The sequence below is a fragment of the Stenotrophomonas sp. YJH_SMC_105-26 genome, assembly GCF_059368915.1.
The window spans coordinates 48,360-72,933 of sequence record NZ_JCAFSD010000008.1 but is presented as its reverse complement, the minus strand read 5'-3'; the positions used below and the strand labels follow the sequence as shown (position 1 = coordinate 72,933).

Annotated in this window: 12 protein-coding genes; 6 read left to right on the top strand and 6 right to left on the bottom strand. The window is 69.0% G+C overall.

The genetic code is table 11. From position 1 onward, the window contains the following. Positions 1 to 8 precede the first annotated feature (8 nt). The 4 genes from AC5P7F_RS16940 to AC5P7F_RS16925 all read right to left on the bottom strand — a co-directional run bounded on the left by AC5P7F_RS16940 (position 9) and on the right by AC5P7F_RS16925 (position 5,068). Positions 9 to 2,837 carry a valine--tRNA ligase gene (locus AC5P7F_RS16940; protein ID WP_046428421.1) on the bottom strand — a complete coding sequence of 943 codons (2,829 nt, stop codon included), beginning with the start codon at positions 2,835 to 2,837 and terminating at the stop codon, positions 9 to 11. 33 nt (positions 2,838 to 2,870) lie between these two features. Further along, positions 2,871 to 3,062 (bottom strand): YqaE/Pmp3 family membrane protein, encoded by a 192-nt coding sequence (locus AC5P7F_RS16935; RefSeq protein ID WP_014035920.1) that lies wholly within the window; start codon positions 3,060 to 3,062, stop codon positions 2,871 to 2,873. 19 nt (positions 3,063 to 3,081) lie between these two features. Beyond that, the gene (locus AC5P7F_RS16930) at positions 3,082 to 3,507 is read right to left on the bottom strand and encodes a DNA polymerase III subunit chi (protein WP_014645876.1); all 426 of its coding nucleotides are present in this window, start codon (positions 3,505 to 3,507) and stop codon (positions 3,082 to 3,084) included. A gap of 82 nt (positions 3,508 to 3,589) precedes the next feature. After that, positions 3,590 to 5,068, bottom strand: coding sequence for a leucyl aminopeptidase (locus AC5P7F_RS16925; protein ID WP_495204186.1), 1,479 nt, complete (start codon positions 5,066 to 5,068; stop codon positions 3,590 to 3,592). A 104-nt stretch (positions 5,069 to 5,172) separates the two neighbouring features. On the opposite strand from AC5P7F_RS16925, the gene lptF reads away from it, so the two are divergent. Beyond that, positions 5,173 to 6,255: an LPS export ABC transporter permease LptF gene (lptF, locus tag AC5P7F_RS16920; protein ID WP_032962260.1), complete on the top strand. Its 1,083-nt coding sequence runs from the start codon at positions 5,173 to 5,175 to the stop codon at positions 6,253 to 6,255. Continuing rightward, complete coding sequence (gene lptG, locus AC5P7F_RS16915; protein WP_032962258.1) at positions 6,252 to 7,358, top strand: LPS export ABC transporter permease LptG; 1,107 nt, start codon at positions 6,252 to 6,254, stop codon at positions 7,356 to 7,358. Before lptF ends, lptG begins: the two co-directional genes overlap by 4 nt. A 179-nt stretch (positions 7,359 to 7,537) precedes the next feature. Here the strand turns inward: lptG and AC5P7F_RS16910 are convergent, their stop codons facing one another. Then, positions 7,538 to 8,029 carry an RDD family protein gene (locus AC5P7F_RS16910; protein ID WP_046428429.1) on the bottom strand — a complete coding sequence of 164 codons (492 nt, stop codon included), beginning with the start codon at positions 8,027 to 8,029 and terminating at the stop codon, positions 7,538 to 7,540. A gap of 56 nt (positions 8,030 to 8,085) precedes the next feature. Here AC5P7F_RS16910 and xerD point away from each other — a divergent pair, with 56 nt between their 5' ends. Further along, complete coding sequence (xerD, locus tag AC5P7F_RS16905; RefSeq protein WP_046428433.1) at positions 8,086 to 9,063, top strand: site-specific tyrosine recombinase XerD; 978 nt, start codon at positions 8,086 to 8,088, stop codon at positions 9,061 to 9,063. A gap of 100 nt (positions 9,064 to 9,163) precedes the next feature. Then, positions 9,164 to 9,949: a thioredoxin fold domain-containing protein gene (locus AC5P7F_RS16900; RefSeq protein ID WP_046428434.1), complete on the top strand. Its 786-nt coding sequence runs from the start codon at positions 9,164 to 9,166 to the stop codon at positions 9,947 to 9,949. Positions 9,950 to 10,070: 121 nt separating this feature from the next. Here the strand turns inward: AC5P7F_RS16900 and AC5P7F_RS16895 are convergent, their stop codons facing one another. After that, the gene (locus tag AC5P7F_RS16895; RefSeq protein ID WP_014645883.1) at positions 10,071 to 12,170 is read right to left on the bottom strand and encodes a glycosyl hydrolase family 18 protein; all 2,100 of its coding nucleotides are present in this window, start codon (positions 12,168 to 12,170) and stop codon (positions 10,071 to 10,073) included. A gap of 821 nt (positions 12,171 to 12,991) precedes the next feature. Here AC5P7F_RS16895 and purL point away from each other — a divergent pair. Next, positions 12,992 to 16,876, top strand: a complete 3,885-nt coding sequence (purL, locus tag AC5P7F_RS16890) for a phosphoribosylformylglycinamidine synthase (protein WP_088375314.1) — start codon at positions 12,992 to 12,994, stop codon at positions 16,874 to 16,876. Between the two features lie 439 nt (positions 16,877 to 17,315). Then, positions 17,316 to 24,497, top strand: coding sequence for an ESPR-type extended signal peptide-containing protein (locus tag AC5P7F_RS16885; RefSeq protein WP_046428729.1), 7,182 nt, complete (start codon positions 17,316 to 17,318; stop codon positions 24,495 to 24,497). Positions 24,498 to 24,574 lie beyond the last annotated feature (77 nt).

The window sequence follows — 24,574 nt, the reverse complement described above, 5'->3', positions numbered from 1 at the left end:
GCGCGGCGTTACAGCTTCGCGCGCTGCTCGCGCAGGCCGGCCAGCTGGGTGTTCCAGTCGACCAGGCGCACGCGCTCCTGATCGACCACCGCCGGTGGCACCTTGTCGGTGAACCTGGCCAGCTTGGTTTCGCTCTTTTCCTGCTCGCCTTCCACGCGCTTGATCTCCTTGTCCAGGCGCGCGCGCTCGGCATCGAGATCGACCAGGCCTTCCAGCGGCACCAGCAGCTTCAGCTCGCCCACGATCGCGGCGGCCGCCGGCGGTGCGCTTTCGCCCTCGGCCAGCCACTGGATGCTGTCCAGCTTCAGCAGGAACGACAGCGAGGCGCTGAAGCGTTCGATGCGCACGCGGTCCTGCTCCAGGCCGGCCTGCAGGCGCAGCGGCACCTGCCTGGACGGCGCGACGTTCAATTCGCTGCGCACGCGACGCACCGCACTGATCACCGCCTTCAGCCATTCCACGTCGGCCTCGGCCTGGGCGAAATCACCGGCGAATTCGGCGGCGGTCGGGTACGGGCGCAGCGACAGCGTGGTTTCGGCCAGGCCCAGGCGCGGGGCCAGCTGCTGCCACAGCTGTTCGGTGATGAACGGGGTGAGCGGGTGCAGCAGGCGCAGCAGCGCTTCCAGCACGTACAGCAGGGTGTGGCGGGTGCTTTCGGCATCAGCCGCGTCGGCACCGTTCAGTGCCGGCTTGCTCAGCTCCAGGAACCAGTCGCAGAACGCGTTCCAGGCGAACTCGTACAGGCACTGCGCCAGCAGGTCGAAGCGGTACGCGGCGAAATGGCCCTGCGCTTCGGCGGTGGTGGCGGCCAGGCGCGAAAGGATCCAGCGCTCGGCATCGGTGCGCGGGGTCGGCACGCCGGTGAACGCCGCACCTTCGGTGTTCATCAGCGCGAAGCGGCTGGCGTTCCACAGCTTGTTGCAGAAGTTCTTGTAGCCCTCGGCGCGGTTCATGTCGAACTTGATGTCGCGGCCGTGGGTGGCCAGCGCGGCGATGGTGAAGCGCAGCGCATCGGCACCGTGGGCAGCAATGCCGTCCGGGAATTCCTTGCGGGTGGCCTTCTCGATCTTCTCCACCATCTTCGGCTGCATCAGGCCGCCGGTGCGCTTGGCGACCAGGTCGTCGATGGTGATGCCGTCGATGATGTCCAGCGGGTCGAGCACGTTGCCCTTGCTCTTGGACATCTTCTGGCCCTGGCCGTCGCGGATCAGGCCGGTGAAGTACACGTCCTTGAACGGGATCTTCCCGACCAGGTTGTCGGTGGCCATGATCATGCGCGCCACCCAGAAGAAGATGATGTCGAAGCCGGTGATCAGCACCGACGACGGCAGGTAACGGTCGAAGCCGCGCTCGGCCATGGCCTGTTCGTTCGGCCAGCCCAGGGTGGAGAACGGCCACAGCTGCGAGGAGAACCAGGTCTCCAGCACGTCGCTTTCCTGGTTCAGCACCACCTCGCTGCCCAGGTTGTGCTTGGCCCGCACTTCCTCTTCGCTGCGACCGACGTAGCAGCTGCCGGTGGCGGCATCGAACCACGCCGGGATGCGGTGGCCCCACCACAGCTGGCGGCTGATGCACCAGTCCTGGATGTTGTTCATCCAGTGGCGGTAGGTGTTGATCCAGTTCGGCGGCACGAAGGCAATGCTTCCGTCCTCGACCAGTTCCAGGCCACGCTTGGCCAGGTCGTCCATCTTCACGAACCACTGGTCGGTCAGGTACGGCTCGATCACCTGGCCGGTTCGGTCGCCACGCGGCACCTGCAGCTTGTGCGCCTTGGTCTCGACCAGGATGCCCAGATCTTCCAGCTCGGCCAGCACGGCCTTGCGTGCTTCATAGCGGTCCAGGCCCCGGAAGCGTTCCGGCGCGTTCTCGTTCAGCGCCGCCACCGGGGTGAACAGGTTGATCATCGGCAGGCTGTGGCGCACGCCCACTTCATAGTCGTTGAAGTCGTGCGCCGGGGTGACCTTGACCACGCCGGTGCCGAACGCGCGGTCCACGTAGTCGTCGGCGATCACCGGCACGCGCCGGCCGGTCAACGGCAGCACCACGTTCCTGCCGATCAGGTGCGCGTAACGCTCGTCTTCCGGGTGCACCATCACCGCGGTATCGCCCAGCAGGGTTTCCGGGCGGGTGGTGGCAACGACCAGGTAGTCGCGGGTTTCGCGCAGGGTTTCCACGCCGTCGGCATCGCGCTCGACGTGTTCGTAGCTCAGGCCGTCATCCAGCGTGTAGGCGATCGACCACAGGAAGCCGTCCTCCTCGGCGCTCTCCACTTCCAGGTCGGAAATGGCGGTCTTCAGCACCGGGTCCCAGTTGACCAGGCGCTGGCCGCGGTAGATCAGGCCCTGCTCGTACCAGCGCACGAAGGCCTCGTTGACCGCCGCCGATGGCTGCGGGTCCATGGTGAAAGTGCTGCGCGACCAGTCGGCGGAGGTGCCGAGGCGGCGCATCTGGCGTTCGATGGTGTCGCCGGACTGCTGCTTCCACTCCCAGACCTTGCCGATGAAGCCTTCGCGGCCCAGCGAATCGCGGGTCTCGCCCTTGCCTTCCAGCGCCAGGTTGCGGCTGACCACCATTTCGGTGGCGATGCCGGCATGGTCGGTACCGACCTGCCACAGCGTGTCGTAGCCGCGCATGCGGTGGTAGCGCACCAGCGCATCCATCAGGGTCTGCTGGAAGGCATGGCCCATGTGCAGGGTGCCGGTCACGTTCGGCGGTGGCAGCAGGATGGTGTACGGCTCGCCCGTGCCGGACGGCTTGAAGTGGCCGGCCTTCTCCCAGGCCTCGTAGAGGTCGGTCTCGAAGGACGTCGGGTCGTAGCTGGAGGCGAGTTGGGTCATGCGGGGGAACCGGTAATCAAGGCGGAAGGGAGATCAGCGCGACCCGAGGGCGCGGCGGATCTTCTGGTCGGTGTGGTACTGGCTGACCGCGTAGGCGGCCCAGATGGCGGCGGGCAGCCAGCCGATCAGGGTGATCTGCAGGATCAGGCAGACGATCCCGGCCAGCGGCCGGCCGATGGTGAAGAAGGACAGCCAGGGAAGAATCAGGGCGATCAGCAGGCGCATCAAGGGGTCCTCGCCGGGCTCACATGTCGTGCTTGTTGAGGTCGTAACCGGCGGCCTTGTACTGGCGCCAGCGCTCGCGCAGCGGTTCGCGCGCTTCCGGATCGGCCGGGACCACTTCCAGCACACGCTCGCACTGGCCCAGCCAGGGCTCATCGCGCAGGTTGATCACCAGCGGGCGTGCCGGCGCGTCGGTGCCGGGTACGGCGATCAGCACCAGGGCCTCTTCCTCGTCCATGTCTTCGCCGGCAATCTGGTGCGGGATGTAGGCATCGTTGTCGAACGCCCACAGCAGCTCGTCCAGTTCCTCGGCCTGGGCCTGGTCACGGGCCAGCACCAGGGTGAACAGCCCGGCGTCGTTGGCCTTGCGCGCCAGTTCGCAGACCAGGCGCAACGGCTCGGTCAGGAAGCGGGGCTTGGCGATCAGGTAGAAGTCGGCGCGGGGCATGGCAGGGTCCGGGTCAGGCAAGGGCCCGGCAGTGCCGGGCGAGGCCCCGGCCGGCGTCTGCCGGCCAGGGTCGGGTACGGCATCAGGCGCGGGCGACCTGGTCCAGCAGCCACTGGCTCAGCAGGCCGACCGGGCGGCCGGTGGCCATGCCACGCTTGCCTTCATCGCTGGCGACGCCGGCGATGTCCAGGTGGGCCCAGCGCTGGCCTTCGGTGAAGCGCGACAGGAAGCAGCCGGCGGTGATCGCGCCGGCCCAGCGGCCGCCGATGTTGTAGACGTCGGCGAAGGTCGAATCCAGCATCGGCTGGTACTCGTCCCACAGCGGCAGGCGCCAGGCGCGGTCGAACACGTGCTCGCCGGCGGCCAGCAGCTCGTTGGCCAGGTCGTCGTGCTTGCTCATCAGGCCGGCGGTCTGGTGGCCCAGGGCGACCATGCAGGCACCGGTCAGGGTGGCGACGTCGACCAGCGCGGCCGGCTCGAAGCGCTGTGCGTAGGTCAGCGCGTCGCACAGGATCAGGCGGCCTTCGGCGTCGGTGTTGCCGACTTCGATGGTCTTGCCCGACATCGAGGTGATCACGTCGGAAGGACGGTAGGCGTTGCCGTCGATGGCGTTTTCCACCGCCGGCACCACCACCACCAGGTTCAGCGGCAGCTTGGCCTTGACCGCCGCGACGAAGGTGCCGATGACGTTGGCGCCGCCGCACATGTCGTACTTCATCTCTTCGATGCCGCCCTGGGTCTTCAGGTTGACGCCACCGGTATCGAAGGTGATGCCCTTGCCGACCAGCACGTAGGGCTTGGCGTCGCCGCCATTGTTCCACTTCAGCACGACCAGGCGCGGGCGGTTGGCCGAACCGCGGGCCACGGCCAGCAGCGAGCCCATGCCCAGCACTTCCATCTGGTGCTCGTCGAGGATCTCGGCTTCGGCACCCTCGTGCTCGCCGGCGAACTTCACGCCCACGTCGGCCAGATAGGCCGGGGTGCAATAGTTCGGCGGCAGGTTGCCCAGCTCGCGGGCGAACTCGACACCGGCGGCGATGGCCTGGCCCTGGGCCAGGGCCTGGGCGTCGTCACCGGCCACGGCCAGCTGGGCCAGGCCGGCATCGTCGGCCTTCTTCTTGCCCAGGGTGGCGGTGTAGCGGTAGGCGGCGTGATCGGCGGCGATCACTGCCTGGCGGATCGCCCAGGCCGCGTCGCGGTCCTTGATGGCCACTTCGGACAGGGTGAACAGCGCGCTGCGGGCGGCGCCGGCCTTCAGCGCGCGCACCGCGTCGCCCACGGCCTTCAGGTACTGCGGCACGCCGAAGCGGGCGGCGTCGCCGAGGCCGACCACCAGCACGCGCGGCGCGGTCACGCCCGGCAGGTCGTGCAGCAGGGTGGTCGCGCCGGTCTTGCCGGACAGGTCGCCACGCTGGGCCAGGGCGGCCAGGCGGCCACCGCTGGCGGCGTCCAGGGCCTGCGCGGCCGGGGTCAGGGTATGGTCGGCATACGCGCCGACCACCAGGCAATCAACGGTGGCGGCGGCCGGAGCAACGTGGTTCAGGGTGAATTCGAGGGCCATTGAGCAGATTCCATTGGCGAGTCCGTACAATCGCAGGCCGTTTACGCCCAGACAGTAGACTGGGCGGCACCGCGAACGAACCCCAGAGTTTAAACCACCGCCCCATGCTGAAGCTCGACCGATACCTGCTGGGCGATTTCGTCCAGAGTTTCCTGGCTACCCTGATCGTCCTGCTGGTGGTCAGCGTGGGCGGCGTGCTGGTGGACATCCTCGGCAACATCGCCGACGGACGCCTGCCGGCCAAGCTGCTGTTCTCCCAGCTGGGCCTGCAGTTCATCGCCTACCTGCCGCTGATCCTGCCGCTGGCGCTGATGCTGGGCCTGCTGCTGGCCGTGGCCCGGCTCTACCGCGACTCGGAGATGGCGGTCATCACCGCCATTGGCGTGGGGCCCAAGCGGCTGCTGCGGCCACTGCTGATGCTGGTGGTGCCGGTGGTGCTGCTGGTCGGCGCCTGCTCGCTGTGGCTGGGCCCGTGGGCCGGCCGGATGGCCGAGCAGATGATCATCGAGGCCAACCGCAGCGTGCTGATGGCCGGCCTGGAGCCGGGCCGCTTCACCCCGCTGCCCAATGGCGGCGTGGTGTACCTGTCCTCGATCTCACCCGATGGCACCCAGCTGGGCAAGGTGTTCCTGCAGCGCCAGAAGGATGACCGCCTGGAAGTGGTGTCCGCCAATGGTGGCCGCATGTTCTTCGAGGGCACCCGCCAGCGCTTCCTGGAGCTGGATGATGGCCACCAGGTGGAAGGCCCGGTGGCCGGCGCGCTGGATTACCGGCTGGCGACCTTTGCCCGCAACGACGTGGCCCTGCCCGACGGTGCACAGACCCGCACCGAGGACGACCCGGAACTGATGCCGACCCTGCAGCTGATCGGCGATGAGCGCCCCCAGGCGCAGGCGCAGCTGCACCGCCGCCTGGCACCGCCGCTGATCGCGCTGGCCTTCGCCCTGCTGACCGTGCCGCTGGGCCGCAGCTCGCCGCGCCAGCAGCGCTACGGCCGCATGATGCTGGCCCTGATGGCCTACATGGTGGGCACCAACCTGATGTTCATCGGCAGTGGCTGGATCGCCAACGGCAAGATTCCGGCCGCGCTCGGCCTGTGGTGGTTGACCGTGCCGCTGCTGGCGCTGGCGATCTGGATGTATGCACGTGATGGCCGCCTGGGCCGCTCGAAGGGAGCCCGCGCATGAGGCTGCGCCCGATGCGTTTCGATCTGTACCTGGGCCAGTCGGTGTTCACCACGGTGCTGCTGACCTGGGCGGTGCTGGTCGGCCTGGACGTGGTGATGGCGTTCTCCGGCGAGTTCAAGGACATCGGCAAGAACGGCTACACCCTGGGCCATGCCGCCGCCTGGGTGCTGTACACGGTGCCGCGCCGCGCCTACACGATGTTCCCGACCGCCGCGGTGATCGGCGCGCTGATGGGTCTGGGCCAGCTGGCCGCGACCTCGGAGCTGACCGCCCTGCGTGCGCTGGGCCTGTCGCGCAAGCGCCTGAGCGTGTCGGTGGCGATCGCGCTGTCGCTGCTGACCGCAGTGATGGTGCTCAGCGCCGAGACGCTGGGCCCGTGGGGACAGGACCGTGCCGATGCATTGAAGGCCAGTGCCAAGTGGGGGCGGGACATCTCCACCACCCGCTACTCCGGCCTATGGGCACGCGAAGGCGACACCTTCCTCAACGCCCAGAGCGGCGAGGAACAGCTGGTGGGCGACAAGGGCACGCGGCTGATCCTGCGTGACGTGCGGCTGTACCGGATCGCCGAAGACGGCAATATCGCCTCGTTGACCCATGCCGCCACCGCCGAGCACGACAAGGACGGTTGGGTGCTGACCGGGGTGCGTCGCGACACCTTCGGCGAGCGCTCGGCCACCCGCCAGGAAGTGGCGCGTGAGCCGTGGAACTCGAAGCTGGATCCGGCGGCGCTGGCCACCGGCATCGCCAAGCCGCGAAACCTCAGCGTGGCCGAGCTGAGCACCAGCATTGCCTACCGCCAGCGCAACGGGCTGGATGCGCGTGATTTCGAGGATGTGTACTGGAGCCGCTGGTTCTACCCGGTGAACGTGCTGGCGCTGTGCCTGGCCGCGGTGCCGTTCGCGTTCGGGTCGCTGCGTAGCGGCGGCATGGGCAAGCGCCTGTTCCTGGGCATCCTGTTTGCACTGGGCTTCTGGCTGCTGCAGCTGTTCTTCGGCCGCATGGCCGGTGCGCTGAAGTTCGATTACCGCATTGCCTATGCGCTGCCGCCGATCGTCATGCTGGCCGTGTCCGGACTGTTGTTCCGGCGCAAGTCGGGCTGATTCTGGTAGCGCGGGGCCATGCCCGGCGCTACCGGGGCAATCCACCGCTTCGGCATCCGTGCCACGACCACCAGCATCCCGGCCCAGCGTGCTGGATTCTGTAGAGCCGAGCCCATGCTCGGCTGCTTTTTGCGCACCGCCTGCCAGCCGAGCATGGGCTCGGCTCTACAGATCGTGCATCACCGCTTGGGCATGCGCACCAGGCGGGTGCCGCTGGCGCGGTCGTGCCAGGTCAGGCGTTGGCGGTCGACCCAGGCCCACCAGAATCCCAGGCCGCCCAGCAGCAGCGACAGCGTCCCCACCGCGAAGCGCAGCCACAGCTGGCCGCGCCGCAACGGCGTGCCATCGCGCGACTGCAGTTTCAGCCGCCACGGCCGCATGCCCAGCGTCTGCCCGCCGCGGCGCCAGCTGGCCGTGGCATACCACCCCGTGATCGCCCAGCACACCGCCCACAGCAGCCACTGCCAAGCGCTGAACGGTGCGATGTTCTCGCGCTGCGCGTGGCCGCTGAAGGTGTAGGCGAGGGTGAACAGCGTGCCGGCCAGCATCCACAGCGCCAGCACCGGCAGTGCGTCGTAGACCATCGCCAGCATGCGCCAGGACAGCAGCGCGCGCGGACGGGGCGTTTCGGTAGCGGCCGCAGGGGCCGTGTCGGTGGCAGGGCGGGACATGCGCCGAGCATACGCAAAGCTGGCCGTGCCCGCAGTGGCCCTCGTATCCTGCACGCATGGCCCTTGTTTCCACCCCCGCCGAACGCCGCCAGCTGGTCCAGCAACTGCCCGAGCTTCGCGCCGACGACAGCGTGCGCATCCAGCGCTTCCTCGATGCGATCTGGGCCGAGAACGGCCTGGCCCGCGCCACCCTCGACAGCTACCGGCGTGACCTGGAAGGGCTGGCGCGCTGGATGGATGGGCGCGACGGCGGCCTGGCCGGCATCGAACGGCCCGGGCTGTTCGACTACCTGGCCTGGCGCACCCGGCATGGCTGGTCGCCGCGCAGCAATGCGCGACTGCTGTCGGCGCTGCGGGCGTTCTTCGCCGATGGCGTGCGCCGTGGCGAACGCAGCGAAGACCCCAGTGCGCTGCTCGACCCGCCGAAGCTGCCACGGCTGTTGCCCAAGGCGCTGGCCGAAAGCCAGATCGATGCGCTGCTGGCGGCACCGGACATCGACAGCCCGCTGGGCCTGCGCGACCGCGCCATGCTGGAACTGATGTATGCCGCCGGCCTGCGCGTGAGCGAGCTGGTGCTGCTGCCGGCCACGGCGGTCAACCTGCGCCAGGGCGTGTTGCGGGTCACCGGCAAGGGCAGCAAGGAGCGGCTGGTGCCGCTGGGCGAGGAATCGCAGCACTGGCTGGAGCGTTACCTGCAGCAGTCGCGCCCGCTGCTGGTCGGCAAGGGCAAGGTGCATGCCCTGGCGGATGGTCAGACCCCGTTGTTCATCGAGCCGACGCTGCATGCGCTGACCCGGCAGGCGTTCTGGCACCTGGTCAAGCGCCATGCGCAGGTGGCCGGCATCGACCCGGCGCGGATCAGCCCGCATGGCCTGCGCCACAGCTTCGCCACCCATCTGCTCAACCGCGGTGCCGACCTGCGCGCGCTGCAGATGCTGCTCGGCCACAGTTCCTTGTCGACCACCCAGATCTACACCCTGGTAGCGCGCGAGCATCTGCAGAAGCTGCATGCCCGCCACCATCCGCGCGGCTGAGGGCCGGGCTGAATCGCTGCCCGGGGCCGTGCCGGGCGTCGCGGCCCGGTACCGGCGGCTGTGTCAGAATCCGGAGTCTTCTTCTGTTGCGGATCGCTCCATGCTCCGATTTGCCATCGCCGCCGTGTTCGGTGCGCTCAGCCTGACCGCCTGCGCCCAGCCGGCTCCGCCGGCCGCCAAGGCGCCTGCTGCCGCTGCGGCAAAGGCCAGCCCGGCCGCCAACGCGCCGGCTGACCAGGCGGTACGTGCCGCGTTGACCGCGCTCAATCCGGGTTTCCAGGTCGATTACATCGGTGCCGCGCCGTTCCCCGGCTTCCGCGAGGTCGTCGTTTCCGGCCAGCTGCTGTACGTGTCCGATGACGGCCGCTACCTGTTCCAGTCGCAGCCTTACGACACCCGCGCCAAGGGCCCGGCCAACAGCGAGGGCCTGCTTGGTTACCGCCGCGGCCTGCTGGCCAAGGCCAACCACGGCGATCGCATCGTGTTTGCCGCGCCGAACGCCAAGTACACCATCAGCGTGTTCACCGACATCGAGTGTGGTTACTGCCGCAAGCTGCACCAGGACATCGCCGAACTCAACCGCAACGGCATCACCGTCGAGTACCTGGCGTTTCCGCGCATGGGCCTGGGCAGCAAGGACTACACCGACATGATCTCGGTCTGGTGTGCAGCGGATCGTCGCCTGGCCCTGACCAACGCCAAGCGCGGTGGCAGCGTGCCGGCCAGGAACTGCACCAACCCGGTGGCGATGCAGTACGCGCTGGGCCAGCAGCTGGGCGTGAATGGAACGCCGGCGATCTTCGCGCCGGATGGCACCCAGCTGGGCGGCTACCTGCCGCCGGCGCAGCTGCGTGCCGCGCTGGAGAAGCTGTCGGCCAAGCGCTGATCGTCGCTGGTCTTTTTCTGTAGAGCCGAGCCCATGCTCGGCTGCGGAAACAGCAGCCGAGCATGGGCTCGGCTCTACAGGCAGGAAGCCGGGGATGCGTGTCGCATCCCCGGCCTTTTGCTTACTTCAGGCCATCACTGACCGCCTTGGTCAGCGTGCCCTGCGCATCGTCACCGCTGAACTCCCAGACGAACGCGCCGCCCAGGCCCTGGGTCTTCACGTAACCCATCTTGCGGGTGATGTTGGCCGGGGTGTCGAAGCTCCACAGCGTGCTGCCGTTGTAGATCCAGGTGGCACCGGCGGTGTTGTCGGTGTAGCCCGGCCACGCCAGGTTCTTCAGCACCTTCCAGTCCTCGATGCCGGCTTCATACGTACCCGGGGCGGCGCCGGTAGCGGTCTGGTACAGGCCGTTGTTGGCGTTGGCCACACCCGTCCAGCCACGCCCGTAGTAGCCAATGCCCAGGTTGAGCTTGGCGGCGGGCACGCCACGGCTGATGAAGGCCTCGATGGCGTCGTTGCTGTTGTACAGCTTCTGGTCGCCGGTGGACGGATCATTCGGCGAATCGAACAGCGCCGACTGGTGATTGGTCTTCGCATCCCACGCGCCGTGGAAGTCGTAGGTCATCACGTTGATGTAGTCCAGGTACGGGTGGTATGCGGCCGGATCGGTGACACGGATCTTGTCGATGCCGGCACCCACCGCCACCGTCAGCAACAGGCCCGGCCGCACCGCATCGAGCTGGCGGCGGAACTCGGCCATCAGCGCGGTGAAGTTGGCGTTGTCTTCCGGCTTGCCGCATTCGATGCCACAGGCCACCGGGTATTCCCAGTCGATGTCGATGCCGTCGAACACGCCCAGCGCGGCACCGGCACCGCCGGCACCGTCGGTCACCGGCAGGTTGCCCTTGATGTAGGCGTCGATGCACGAGGCGACGAAGGCCTGGCGGTTTTCCGGGCGCGCTGCGCTGGAGAAGCCGCGCGACCAGGTCCAGCCACCCAGCGAGATCAGCACCTTCATGCCCGGGTATTTGGCCTTGAGCTGCTTGAGCTGGTTCCAGTTGCCGCGCAGCGGCTGGTCCCAGGTATCGGCACTGCCGCTGACGCTCTCGGCGGCACTGAAGGCCTTGGTGTAGTCGGCGAAGGCATCGCCACCGGCACCGCTGTTCGGATCCGACGGCTGGGTGATGCCGACTTCGCATCGGTTGTTGCGCACGTTGCCGAACGCGTAGTTGATGTGGGTCAGGCGTGCGGCCGAGCCGCTGCTGTCGATGTTCTTGACCCGGTAGTTGCGGCCGTAGATGCCCCACTGGGTGAAGTAACCGATGACCCGCTTGCCGGTAGTGCCGCCGTCACCGGCCAGCGTGGTGGCGCTGATTTCGGTGCCCTGCGCCGACGCGTTGCCGGCGTTGTCGCGCGCCCGCACGCGGTAACGGTAGGTGGTCGATGCGGTCAGCCCGCCATCCACATAGCTGGCGCTGGACGGCGAACCGACCAGGCTGCCGTTGCGGTACACGTCATAGCCAGCCAGGCCACTGCCACCGGTGTTGTCGGTGGACGGGCTCCAGCTGAGCGCGATGCTGTTGGCGGTACGGGTGCCGACCGCCAGCCCGCCCGGCACGCTCGGTGCGGTGGTGTCGCCACCGGCGGCGTTGACGGTGATGGTGATGGTCGGGGTGCTGGTGGTGGCGTTGTTGTTGTCGGTCGCGACCGCACGCAGGGTGTGGCTGCCGGCGCTGGCATTGGCCCAGCTGGCCGCATACGGCGCACCGGTGGCCACGCCCAGCGAGCTGCCGTCGCGGAAGAACTCGACCTTGGCGACGCTGCCGTCCGGGTCACTGGCGGTAGCGGTCACGTTGACCGTGCTGCCGGCGCTGAAGGTGGCGCCGTTGGCCGGCGAGGTCAGGCTGACCACCGGCGGCTGGTTGCTGCCGCTGCCATCGCAGGCACCAAGGTTGGTGTAGTAGGGCGCACCGGCCGGATGGTCCGGCGGCGCGTTCCAGATGTCCTGGTTCGCCCGATAGAGGACGCCTCCTTTCTGCAGGGTATCGCCGGCCCGGTAGATCCTGGCCTGGTCCCACTGGGCCACGCCGGCACAGCTGGCAGCCTGCGCCAGGCCGGGCAGGGCGGCGGTACCGGCGGCCAGGGCAAGCAGCCAGGCCAGGTGGCGGGGACGACAGCTTCGGGTCGAACGTTCGGCACTGCGCACAATCGGGTCGTACATGGGTAAGTCTCCGATCAAAGGGCGCGCGGGCCCCGATGGCGCCGCGCGTGACGCAGGTCCGGGCGTCGCCCGGGAAGGCGACGGAGGGGGCGGACGGGGTACCTGGGGGGCCGGGGAGAGAGTCCGGCGCCAGGTGGGGACAACGTTGTCATCAATCGCGTGGTCAATCCGTGAGCAAGCGCATGGTTCCGGGATTCGGGCGGAGAGCGGCGCTGCGCGCGGTCGGCGGCCATCGGCGGAGCCCCCTCGTGGCTGGGGGCTTTCCGCGAAAAGCAGATTTCTGGGGTTGGCCGGGTGGGTGGGCTGCGCAGGGGACGCCGTGAATACGTCCCTGTAGGCTCGGGCGCGCCATCCATGGCGCTTACGCCCCTGCGCAACCCACCCGCCCGGCCACGGACAGGTTCCTGCGCGGCCAGCCACGAAAGACAGAACAAAAAATCAAAAGCAAAAGCCGGTCGCTTCGCTCTTCAATGCCTGACTTCTGAGATTTCCCTGGTTGCCGGCCAGCGGCCGGCACTACCGCAGAGCATGCACGCATGGCGTGGATTTACCGCAGATCGCGGAAATCTGTCGAAGGCGGGGTGGGTCCGGTGGCGGGGGTGTCCGCGGCATGGATGCCGCGGCCAAGCCCCCAGGGACGGGTTTACGGCGTCCCCCGCCACCGGACCCACCCCGCCACCCCACGGGAACCCCGCTTTTGCTTTGGCCGTTGCTGTTGCCGTTGCCCTGGCCTCGGCGGGTGCCGGGCGCCGCCCGGCCAGAGCCCTTCCCCCGCTTCCGGTACAATGTCGGGCCCGTTTCCCAACTACGGTTCCCCGGACATGATGGTCCTCGAGGGCGCGCCCGCCCTGTCGCCGTTCCGCCGCGAACGTCTTGAATCCCGCCTGCAGTCCATCGCTCCCTCCCTGCGCATCAGCGGTGCCTGGCACGTCTATTTCGTGCAGCCCGAAGGCAGCGCCGCCCCCGACCTGACCACCCTGTGCCGCATCCTCGAAGCGGCGCCGCAGGCCGAAGCCGTGGCCGACGGCGCGGTCAGCCGCATCGTGGTGCCGCGCCTGGGCACGCTGTCGCCGTGGTCGAGCAAGGCCACCGAACTGGTCCGCGGTGCCGGCCAGCCGGTCAGCCGGGTCGAACGTGGCCTGCGCATCGACGTGCAGGGCTGGCCGGCCGATGCCGCCGCCCAGCAGGCGTTGGTCAAGGCGCTGCACGACCCGATGACGCAGTCGGTGCTGGAGACCGTGGAACAGGGCCAGGCGCTGTTCTCGGCACCGGCCCGGGGTGAACTGGAGCGCGTGCCGGTGGACCAGCTGGAGGCCGCCAACCAGCGCCTCGGCCTGGCCATGGCCCAGGACGAGATCGACTACCTGCGCGAGCGTTTCACTGCGCTGGGCCGGTCGCCGTCGGACGTGGAACTGATGATGTTCGCGCAGGCCAATTCCGAGCACTGCCGCCACAAGATCTTCAACGCCAGCTGGACCATCGACGGCCAGGAGCAGGACCGCTCGCTGTTCCGGATGATCAAGAACACCCACCAGCAGACTCCGCAGCACACGCTCAGCGCGTACAGCGACAATGCCGCGGTGATCGAAGGCCATCCGGCCTCGCGCTATCGCCCCGATCCGGCCAGTGGCGAATACCGCCGCGAGCCGCAGGTGCCCAGCGCGTTCCAGATCAAGGTGGAAACGCACAACCATCCGACCGCGATCGCGCCGTTCCCGGGTGCCTCGACCGGTGCCGGTGGCGAGATCCGCGATGAGGGCGCGACCGGCCGTGGCGGCAAGCCGAAGGCGGGCCTGACCGGCTTCTCGGTCTCGCACCTGCGCATCCCCGAGCTGCCGCAGCCGTGGGAAGCGCCGCGCGCGCTGAACCCGCGCATGGCGCCGGCGCTGGAAATCATGACCGACGGCCCGCTCGGCGGCGCCGCGTTCAACAACGAATTCGGCCGACCGAACCTGCTCGGCTACTTCCGCAGCTTCGAGCTGCCCGAAGGCGCCGATCTGGTGCGTGCATACGACAAGCCGATCATGCTGGCCGGCGGCCTCGGCGCGATCGACCGCGTGCAGGTCGACAAGATCCCGCTGCAGGCCGGTGATGCGGTCATCGTGCTGGGTGGCCCGGCAATGCTGATCGGCCTGGGCGGCGGCGCGGCCAGTTCGGTGGCCTCCGGCGAGAGCGCCGAGGACCTGGACTTTGCCAGCGTGCAGCGCGACAACCCGGAAATGGAGCGCCGCTGCCAGGAGGTCATCGACCGCTGCGTGGCGATGGGCGCCAACAACCCGATCAAGTTCTTCCACGACGTCGGTGCCGGTGGCCTGTCCAATGCCATCCCCGAACTGCTGCACGACTCCAAGGTCGGCGGTGTCATCGACCTGGGCAAGGTGCCCACCGATGATCCGTCGCTGTCGCCGATGCAGCTGTGGTGCAACGAGTCGCAGGAGCGCTACGTGCTGGGCGTGGCCCAGGAGCGCCTGGCCGAGTTCGCCGCGCTGTGCGCCCGCGAGCGCTGCCCGTTCGCTGCCGTTGGCGTGGCCACCGCCGAGGAGCACCTGGTGGTGGCCTACGGTGCCGTGCCGGGCCACACCCCGGCCGATGCGCCGATCGACCTGCCGATGGACGTGCTGTTCGGCAAGCCGCCGAAGATGCACCGCGACACCGCGCACCCGCCGGCACCGCGCTGGCCGGCGCTGAAGACCGGCGGCCTGGACCTGCAGGAAGCCGGCCTGCGCGTACTCGCGCACCCGACCGTCGCCTCGAAGAACTTCCTGGTCACCATCGGTGACCGCAGCGTCGGTGGCCTGACCGCGCGTGAGCAGATGGTCGGCCCGTGGCAGCTGCCGGTGGCCGACGTGGCGATCACCCTGGCCGACTTCGATGGCGTGGCTGGCGAAGCGATGTCGATCGGCGAGCGTACTCCGCTGGCCCTGCTCGATGCGGCGGCTTCGGCACGCATGGCGGTGGGCGAAGCGCTGACCAACCTGTGCGCGGCCCCGGTCGATGCGCTGGATGAAATCAAGCTGTCGGCGAACTGGATGGCCGCGGCCGGCCACCCGGGCGAAGACGCGCTGCTGTACGACGCGGTGAAGGCGGTGGGCATGGAACTGTGCCCGCAGCTGGACATCAGCATCCCGGTGGGCAAGGACTCGCTGTCGATGCAGGCGCAGTGGCACGACCAGGGCGAAGCACACAAGAGCGTGTCGCCGGTGTCGCTGGTGATCTCGGCGTTCGCGCCGGTCGCCGACGTGCGCCAGCAGCTGACCCCGCTGCTCGACCGCGACGTGGACAGCGAGCTGTGGCTGATCGGCCTGGGTGCCGGCAAGCAGCGCCTGGGCGGTTCGATCCTGGCCCAGGTGCACGCCGACCATGGCGACCTGCCGGCCTTCGCCGGTGCCGCTCCGGACCTGGACGATCCGCAGCGCCTGCGTGGCTTCTTCGAGCTGATCCGCGATGCGCGCCAGTCCGGCCTGCTGCTGGCCTACCACGACCGCAGCGACGGTGGTGCCTTCGCCGCGCTGTGCGAAATGGCCTTCACTTCGCGCCTTGGCCTGGACATCACGCTCGATGCCTGGGGCGATGATCCGTTCCGCAGCCTGTTCAACGAAGAACTGGGTGCGGTGGTGCAGATCGCGCGCGAAGACCGCGCTGCGTTCGCCGACCTGGTCGAACGCCACGCACTGACCGAATGCGCACAGCGCATCGCCAAGCCGACCACCGCGCCGGTGGTGCGCGTGTCGCTGGGTGGCGAGAACCTGGCCGAATGGCGTTGGGACGCACTGTTCGACGCCTGGTGGTCGGTCACCCACGCGATGCAGAAGCGCCGCGACAACCCGGCCAACGCCGATGCCGAGCGCGAGGTCGCCCGTGCCTTCAACGCACCGGGCCTGAAGCCCAAGCTCAGTTTCGACCTGAACGAGGATGTGGCGGCACCGTTCATCAGCACCGGTGCGCGTCCGCGCGTGGCGGTGCTGCGCGAGCAGGGCGTCAATGGCCAGATCGAAATGGCCAACGCCTTCGAACGTGCCGGCTTCCGCGCCTTCGACGTGCACATGAGCGACCTTATCGAAGGCCGCGTGGCGCTGCAGGATTTCACCGGCCTGGTCGCCTGCGGCGGCTTCAGCTACGGCGATGTGCTCGGTGCCGGCCGTGGCTGGGCCACCTCGATCCTGGAGCGCAGTGCGCTGCGTGATGCCTTCGCCGCGTTCTTCGCGCGCGAAGACAGCTTCGCGCTGGGCGTGTGCAACGGCTGCCAGATGATGAGCCAGCTCAAGAACATCATCCCGGGTGCCGGACACTGGCCGCAGTTCCGCCGCAATGCCAGCGAGCAGTTCGAAGCCCGCACCGCGCTGCTGGAAGTGGTGGAATCGCCGTCGATCCTGCTGCGTGGCATGGCCGGCTCGCGCCTGCCGGTAGCGGTGGCGCACGGCGAAGGCCAGGCCGTGTTCGACAACGCCGTCGACCAGGCTGCCGCCCGCGTCTCGCTGCGCTACATCGATGGCCATGGCAACGTCGCCAGCCAGTACCCGCTGAACCCGAACGGTTCGCCGGACGGCATCACCGGCCTGACCAGCACCGACGGCCGCGTCACCATCATGATGCCGCACCCGGAGCGCACCCCGCGCGCGCTCAACCTGAGCTGGGCACCGGCTGAATGGCAGAGTGATTCGCCGTGGATGCGCATGTTCCGCAACGCGCGGGTGTGGTGCGGCTGATCGCATCGTTCCGCGCAGGCCGCAATGCCACCGCGTATGGAAAAACCCGCCGCTTTGTCGGCGGGTTTTTCTTTGTGTGCGTGAAATTGCTGATCTGGCCGCTAGTTACATCCGTTTTCATGCGCCAGCAGTTCGTCACGTATGTCTAACAAAATGCCTTTATAAACACGTGAAATAGTGAACTGCTTCACGGCAATAGGATTTGTCGTGTCAAAGTCTTGACGATCTGCAAAGTTGCCGTTAACACTTGAACCCCGTTTCAGAATCATTCATTTCGCAGTAACCGGTTGGCGCACGCGCTCGGTTTTCTGTCGCTGCGCGCCGTTCGGCAATACCCCGCAGTAAATCACGCGAATAAACGCCCCCAGGGGACGTTGGGCCGGAAAGCCCAGCGGTGGCGTTGCTTTGCCCAAAACCAGTCCAATCAGGAGCCGTACCGATGAATCGGATTTATCGCAAGGTCTGGAACAAAGCACTGGGTCAGTTGGTGGTGGCCTCGGAACTGGCCTCCTCCGACAGCAGCAGTGGCGGGGTCGTCGACCAGCGCCGCGATGCGACACAGGCCACGCCCGCACTGCTGGCGGTGGCACTGGGCCTGGTATTGGGGTTGGGCATGAGCGGCAGCGCGACGGCACAGTCGGTGCAGATCGGCGGCAGCGCCACCTGCGTTGCATTCAGCGGCAAGCTGCTGGAAAAGTGCCTGATCGAAGGCTCGGCCACGGCCAAGGGCAGCAATGCGGTGGCGATCGGCAGCAACAGCAATGCCAGCGCCGCCAACAGCGTGGCGCTGGGCGCTGGCTCCAAGGCCACGCGGGCCAATACCGTGTCCATCGGCGACGCCGGCAAGGAGCGGCAGATCACCAACGTGGCTGCTGGTACGCAGGGCACCGATGCGGTGAACAAGGCGCAGCTGGACGCGCAGGCGCGCGCCACGCAGGCCGCGCTGGCTGATGTCGCCGCCGATGGAAACCGCTATTTCAAGGCCGACGGCGCAGGCGATGACAGCGACGCGGCGAAGATCGAGGGGCAGGGCGCAGTCGCGGCCGGCGCCGGTGCACAGGCGCTGGCCAACGCCACCACCGCCATCGGGACCCAGGCCATTGCCGCCGGTCTCGGCGCCAGTGCCTTCGGCCAGGGCGCCCTGGCCATCGGCGATGCCAGCGTGGTGGTCGGGCAGAGCGCGGCCGCGTTCGGGCTTGGCGATACGGCCGTCGGCGCCAGCGCGTACGCAGCCAGCGAGAACGGTGCGGCCACCGCACTCGGTGCGTTGTCCGAAGCCACTGCCGATGGCGCGACGGCCGTCGGCGGTGGTGCCGTGGCGATGGGTCCTGGCAGCACCGCACTGGGCCGCGGCGCTACCGCCGCCAACGAAGCGTCGATCGCGGTGGGCGCGTTCAGCACTGCCGTGGGTGAGTACAGCACCGCGCTGGGTTCGAACGCCGCTGCGGTTGCCACCGGCAGCGTGGCGCTGGGCGCCGGCTCGCTGGCCGACCGCGTCGATACCGTCTCTGTCGGCGCCGCCGACTACGGCCTGACCCGGCAGATCACCAGCGTCGCTGCGGGTACTGAAGATACCGACGCGGTCAACGTCGGCCAGTTGAAGGGCGTCGCCGCCGTGGCCGATGCCACCGCCAAGCGTTTCCAGGCCACGGGCAGCAGCAACAGTGATGCGGGTGCATTGGCCGAGGGCGACGAGGCGCTGGCGGCTGGCGAGGCCGCCAATGCGATCGGCAAGGGTGCGACGGCCGTGGGCGCCGGTGCGACCGCCGTCGCGCAGAACGCCACCGCCGTTGGCAACAACGCGCTGGCCTCGGGCCAGAACAGTGCCGCGTTCGGCAACAACGCGCAGGCCAACGGCCCAGGCAGTGTCGCCGTGGGGGGGGCTGCGGTGGATGCCGATGGCAATCCGCTGATCACCAGTGGCGGCGTGCCGGTGGAAACCGGCGCCACCAGTGCCGGTGTCGGTGGTACTGCGGTGGGTGCGAGTGCCGAGGCCGGTGGTTTCGCCGCGTCGGCCTATGGCGTTGGCGCATATGCCGCCGGCGCGCAGTCGTCCGCGTTCGGTGCGGTTGCCAATGCCATCGGTGATTACTCCACCGCGCTGGGTACGCAGAGCAACGCCACCGGCACCAGCAGCGTGGCCATCGGCGGCCCGGCCGATCTGATTCCAGGCCTGGGCTTCTTCGTGCAGACCCAGGCCAGCGGCGAAGCGTCGACCGCCGTCGGCGCCGGCGCCATCGCCAGCGGTGATCGTGCGGTGGCCAACGGCAGCCTGACCGAAGCGTCCGGCGCCGAAGCGACTGCGGTCGGCTACTTCGCCTACGCACCGGGCGAGAACGCCAGCGCGCTCGGCGCGCAGACCTGGGCCAGCGGCGCGCAGAGCACCGCCGTGGGCTACTACGCCACCGCACGCGGTGCCAACAGCGTTGCGCTCGGCGCCAACTCCGAAGCGGTGCGTGCCAACAGCGTGGCCGTGGGCAGTGCCGGCAACGAACGGCAGATCACCAGCGTCGCCGCGGGCAGTGAAGCCACCGATGCAGTGAACAAGGCGCAGCTCGACGCGGTGGCCAGCACCGCCGACAGCACAGCGCGCTTCTTCCAGGCCCAGCCGGAAGCAGGCAGCGATGCGGGTGCATTGGCCGAGGGCGAAGGTGCGGTTGCGGCGGGTTCGTCGAGCAATGCGATCGGCGCCGGCGCGGTTGCACAGGGCGCAGCAGCCTCGGCCATCGGTGACGACGCCGTGGCGGTGGGTCGCAACAGCAACGCCACCGGCAATGGCGGTGTTGCCATCGGTGGCCTCGGCCAGGCCTACGACGAGTACAACCAGCCGATCATCGGTGCCGACGGTACGGCACAGCAGGTCGGCACCACTGCCGTCGCCGACGCCACAGCGGTCGGCAGTGGTGCGCAGGCGACCGGTGCTGCCAGCAGTGCGTTCGGCAACGCCGCCAGGGCCAGCGGAGACAACAGCTTCGCGGCCGGCGGCAAGTCGCGTGCGACCGGCAGCTACGCGGTTGCGGTTGGCGACAGCGCCTTCGCCAGCAGTGACGACAGCACCGCCGTCGGTGGCTACAGCTGGGCTACCACAAGCGGGGCGAGTGCGTTCGGTTCCGGCGCCTGGGCAACGGCCACCAATGCCTCGGCATTTGGCAACGCGGCCTGGGCCAGTGGCAGTGGTGCGACCTCCATCGGTTACAACAGCTGGGCCAACGGCACCAGCTCCACCGCCATCGGTCGCGGCGCATTCGGTTATGGCGACAACAGCGTGGCGCTGGGCTTCCAGGCGCTGGGCAACAGCCTCAACAGCATCGCCATCGGCACCAACACGGTGGCCGGTGGTGAAAGCGCGATCGCGCTCGGTGCCGGCAGCAACGCCAGCGCCAGCAACGCCGTCGCACTGGGCGCCGGCTCGGTCGCCAACCGCGCCCGCAGCGTTTCGGTCGGCAGCACCGGTAACGAACGCCAGGTGACCAACGTCGCCGCCGGTACCCAGGCCACCGACGCGGTGAACAAGGCGCAGCTGGATGCCGTGGCGGGCGCGGCAGCCACCACCAGCCGCTTCTTCCAGGCCAGCGGCAACGGCGGTGATGTGGCCGGTGCACTGGTGGACGGTGACAACGCGCTGGCCGCCGGTGATGCGGCCAACGCCATCGGCAACGGGGCCACCGCACTCGGCAGTGGCGCCAACGCGCTGGCCAGCAATGCGCAGGCACTGGGCGTCAACGCCCTGGCCAGCGCCGCCAACGCCAGCGCGGTCGGTGCAAATGCACAGGCGACCGCTGAATACGCAACCGCGCAGGGTGCGGAAAGCGAGGCCAGTGGCGAGCAGAGTGCGGCGTTCGGTGCGGCCAGCATCGCCAGCGGTGCTGGCAGCACCGCGACCGGCGTGCTGTCCGAAGCCTCCGGCGAGGAGGCGGTGGCAGTGGGGTACTTCAGCAATGCCAGTGGCAGCGGCGCCACCGCGGTCGGCAGCGAGAGTGTCGCAAGTGGCACCGCGTCGGCAGCGTTCGGCATCGGTGCCGAGGCGACCGGCGGCTACAGCACCGCCATCGGTGGCTATGCACAGGCCTCGGCCTTCAATGCCACGGCCTTCGGCAACTTCGCCAATGCCTCCGGCTCCAACAGCGTGGCGCTGGGCGGTGATTCGGAAGCCTCCGGTGCCTACAGCACCGCCACTGGCCAGGGCAGCCTGGCCACCGGCACCAACAGCGTCGCCGTCGGCGGATCGCTGTTCGGCGTGCTGGCCACCGAAGCATCGGGCAACTACTCCACCGCCGTCGGTGGCGGCGCCTGGTCCGGTGGCATCAACAGCACCGCGCTGGGCAACGCCGCCGAATCGCGCGCTGCCAACAGCGTGGCGCTGGGTGCCGATTCGATCGCCGACCGCGACAACACCGTGTCGGTCGGCGGCGGTGGCAACACCCGCCAGATCACCAACGTGGCTGATGGCACGCAGGGCAATGATGCGGTCAACAAGAACCAGCTCGACGCCGTAGCCGCCGCAGCGGAAAAGACCAGCAGGCAGTTCCAGGCCAGCGGCAACGCCGATGGCGAAACAGGGGCACTGGTCGAGGGCGACAACGCGCTGGCGGCCGGCGATGCGGCCAACGCCATCGGCAATGGTGCCACCGCGCTGGGCAGCGGTGCCAACGCGCTGGCGGCCAACGCCACGGCCGTGGGCATCGATGCATTGGCCACCGGCAACAATGCGGCGGCGCTGGGCAGCACAGCGCAGGCCAGCGGTGAAGACAGCCTTGCGCTCGGCACCGGTGCCAGCGCCAGCGAGCTCGGCGCCAGCGCGGTCGGTGCGCGTGCACAGGCCAGCGGTGCGTACAGCACGGCAACCGGCACCGAATCCAACGCCAGCGGCACGCAGGCCCTGGCCAGCGGCTTCCGTAGTGCCGCCTCTGCCGATGGCACCACTGCCGTCGGTGGTTATGCCGAGGCCAGTGGACGCCTCGGCACCGCGTTGGGCTACGGCTCGGCGGCCAGTGGTGCCAACACGACCGCCGTCGGCTTCGGTGCTGCTGCAGCCGGTACCGGTGCCGTGGCGGTGGGTCAGTCCAGCGAGGCCAGCGGCGAGGAGAGCGTGGCCATCGGTGGCAGCACCTTCTTCGGCCTGATCCCGTCGCGTGCCAGTGGCACCGGTGCGGCGGCGTTCGGTGCCGGCGCATGGGCGACCGAAGACTACGCCACGGCAATCGGCTGGAACTCGTGGGCCGCCGGCAGCAATGCCACGGCCCTGGGCGCCAACGCCACCGCCAACGGCAGCAACAGTGTCGCCCTCGGTGCCGGCTCCAAGGCCGACCGTGACAACACCGTGGCCGTCGGCAAGGCCGGTGGCGAACGCCAGGTGACCCATGTGGCAGCCGGTACCGAAGCCACCGACGCGGTGAACAAGGGCCAGCTGGATGCCGTTGCCAGCGTCGCCGACAGGACCAGCCGCCAGTTCCAGGCCAGCGGCAACGCCGATGGCGAGGCCGGTGCCCTGGTGGACGGTGACAACGCCTTGGCCGCCGGCAACGCGTCCAACGCCATCGGCAACGGTGCCACCGCGCTGGGCAGTGGCGCCAACGCGATGGCCGCCAACGCCACGGCGGTAGGCGCCGACGCCCTGGCGACCGGCAGCAACGCGGCGGCACTGGGTACCAACGCACAGGCCAGTGGTGTCGACAGCGTGGCCGTGGGCAGCGCTGCCAGCGCCAGTGAACTCGGCGCCAGCGCTACCGGCGCCGGCGCCCAGGCCAAGGGCGCCTACAGCACCGCCAGCGGCGCGCAGGCCACGGCCAGCGGCACGCAGTCGCAGGCCAGCGGTTTCCGCGCCACTGCCTCGGCCGATGGCGCCTCGGCGCTGGGCAGCTACGCCGAAGCCAGTGGTCGACTGGGTACTGCGGTGGGTTACGGCAGCAAGGCCACCGGTGCGAACGCTACCGCGGTGGGTGTCAGTGCCAACGCTTCGGCGGCCGGCAGCATCGCACTGGGCGCAGGCTCGGTGGCTGATCGTGCCAACACCGTGTCGGTCGGTAGTGCCAGCAGTGATCGTCAGATCACCCGTGTCGCCGCCGGTACCGAGCGCACCGATGCAGTCAATCGTGGCCAGCTCGATGCGGTCGCGGCGACCGCCGATGGCACCGCACGCTACGTCAAGGCCAGCGGCGCGGGTACCGCCAGTGCCAGCGGCAGCGATGCCGCAGCGATCGGTTCGGCCGCCAGTGCCAGCGGCGCACGCAGCAATGCGCTGGGTGCAAATGCGATGGCCATCGGCAACGGTGCGCTTGCACTGGGCAACAGTGCCGGCGCGTCCGGTGCGAACTCGGTGGCACTGGGTGCGGGCTCGCGTGCGCTCGATGCCAACGTGGTGTCGGTCGGTGGTGGCAACGGCACCGATGGCCCGGCCGCGCGCCGCATCGTCAATGTGGCCGACGGCCGCATCGCCGCCGGCAGCAGCGACGCGGTCACCGGCTCGCAGCTCAACGTCACCAACCAGCGCGTGGGCGCCGTGGAAACCCGTGTCGGTGATTTCGACTCGCGCATCGCCACGGTCGAGACCACGGCGGCCAGCGCCGTCGGCTATGACGACGCCAGCCGTGACCGCCTGACCCTGTCCGGCTTCCAGGGCACCACCATCGACAACGTCGGCGCGGGCAACATCGCCGCCGGCAGCCGCCAGGCGATCAATGGCGGGCAGCTGTTCCAGTCGCTCAGTGATGCCGCCAGCTTCCTCGGCGGTGGTGCCAGCGTCGGCATGCAGGGTGTGTTCGTGGCGCCGAACTACGTGATCCAGGGCGCCACCTACAGCAATGTCGGCGATGCGCTGGGCGCGCTGGACCGCAAGGTCAGTGAGATTGACCGTCGTACTGCCGGTGGCACGCGTGCAGGCGCGTCCAGCCTGCGCGCAATGAGTGCTTCGCTGGATGAAAGCCCGCAGGCCAGCGTGGCCGACGCACCGGCAACGGCCGATGCCGCGCCGGCCAGTACCGCACGCGTGCAGGGCACGCCGACGGTGGCCGCGGCGGGGGCGGGCATTCCGGTCGGTACCCCGGCCACCGGCTTCAACGCCGTGGCCATGGGCGATGGCGCGGTAGCCAGCGGCGCTTCGTCCACGGCCATCGGCCAGGGCGCCAGTGCCACGGCGGCAAATGCCGTGGCGCTGGGCCAGGGCTCGGTTGCCGATCGTGCCAACACGGTCTCGGTGGGCAGCGAAGGCAACGAACGCCAGGTCACCAACGTCGCCGCGGGCACCACCGCCACCGACGCCGTCAACAAGGGCCAGCTGGATCGTGGCATGGCGACGGCGAACAGCTACACCGACAGTCGCGTCCAGGCCGTTGCCGACAGCTTCGATGTGTTCAAGGGCGAGATCGACGGACGCCTGCGCCACATGGACCGCCGCATCGACCGCCAGGGCGCGATGAGCGCAGCGATGCTCAACATGGCTACCAGTGCCGCCGGTATCCGCACCCAGAACCGTGTCGGCGTCGGCATCGGTTTCCAGGGTGGCGAGTCGGCGTTGTCGCTGGGTTACCAGCGTGCGATCAGCGATCGCGCCACGGTCACCTTCGGCGGCGCCTTCAGCAGTGACGACAGTTCGGTCGGCGTCGGTGCCGGCTTCGGCTGGTAAGCCACTCCATCGCGCCGGCGGCCACCCACGCCGGCGCCGTACCTGCAGTGAGGGCCTGGGGGGAGGTCACGGCAATC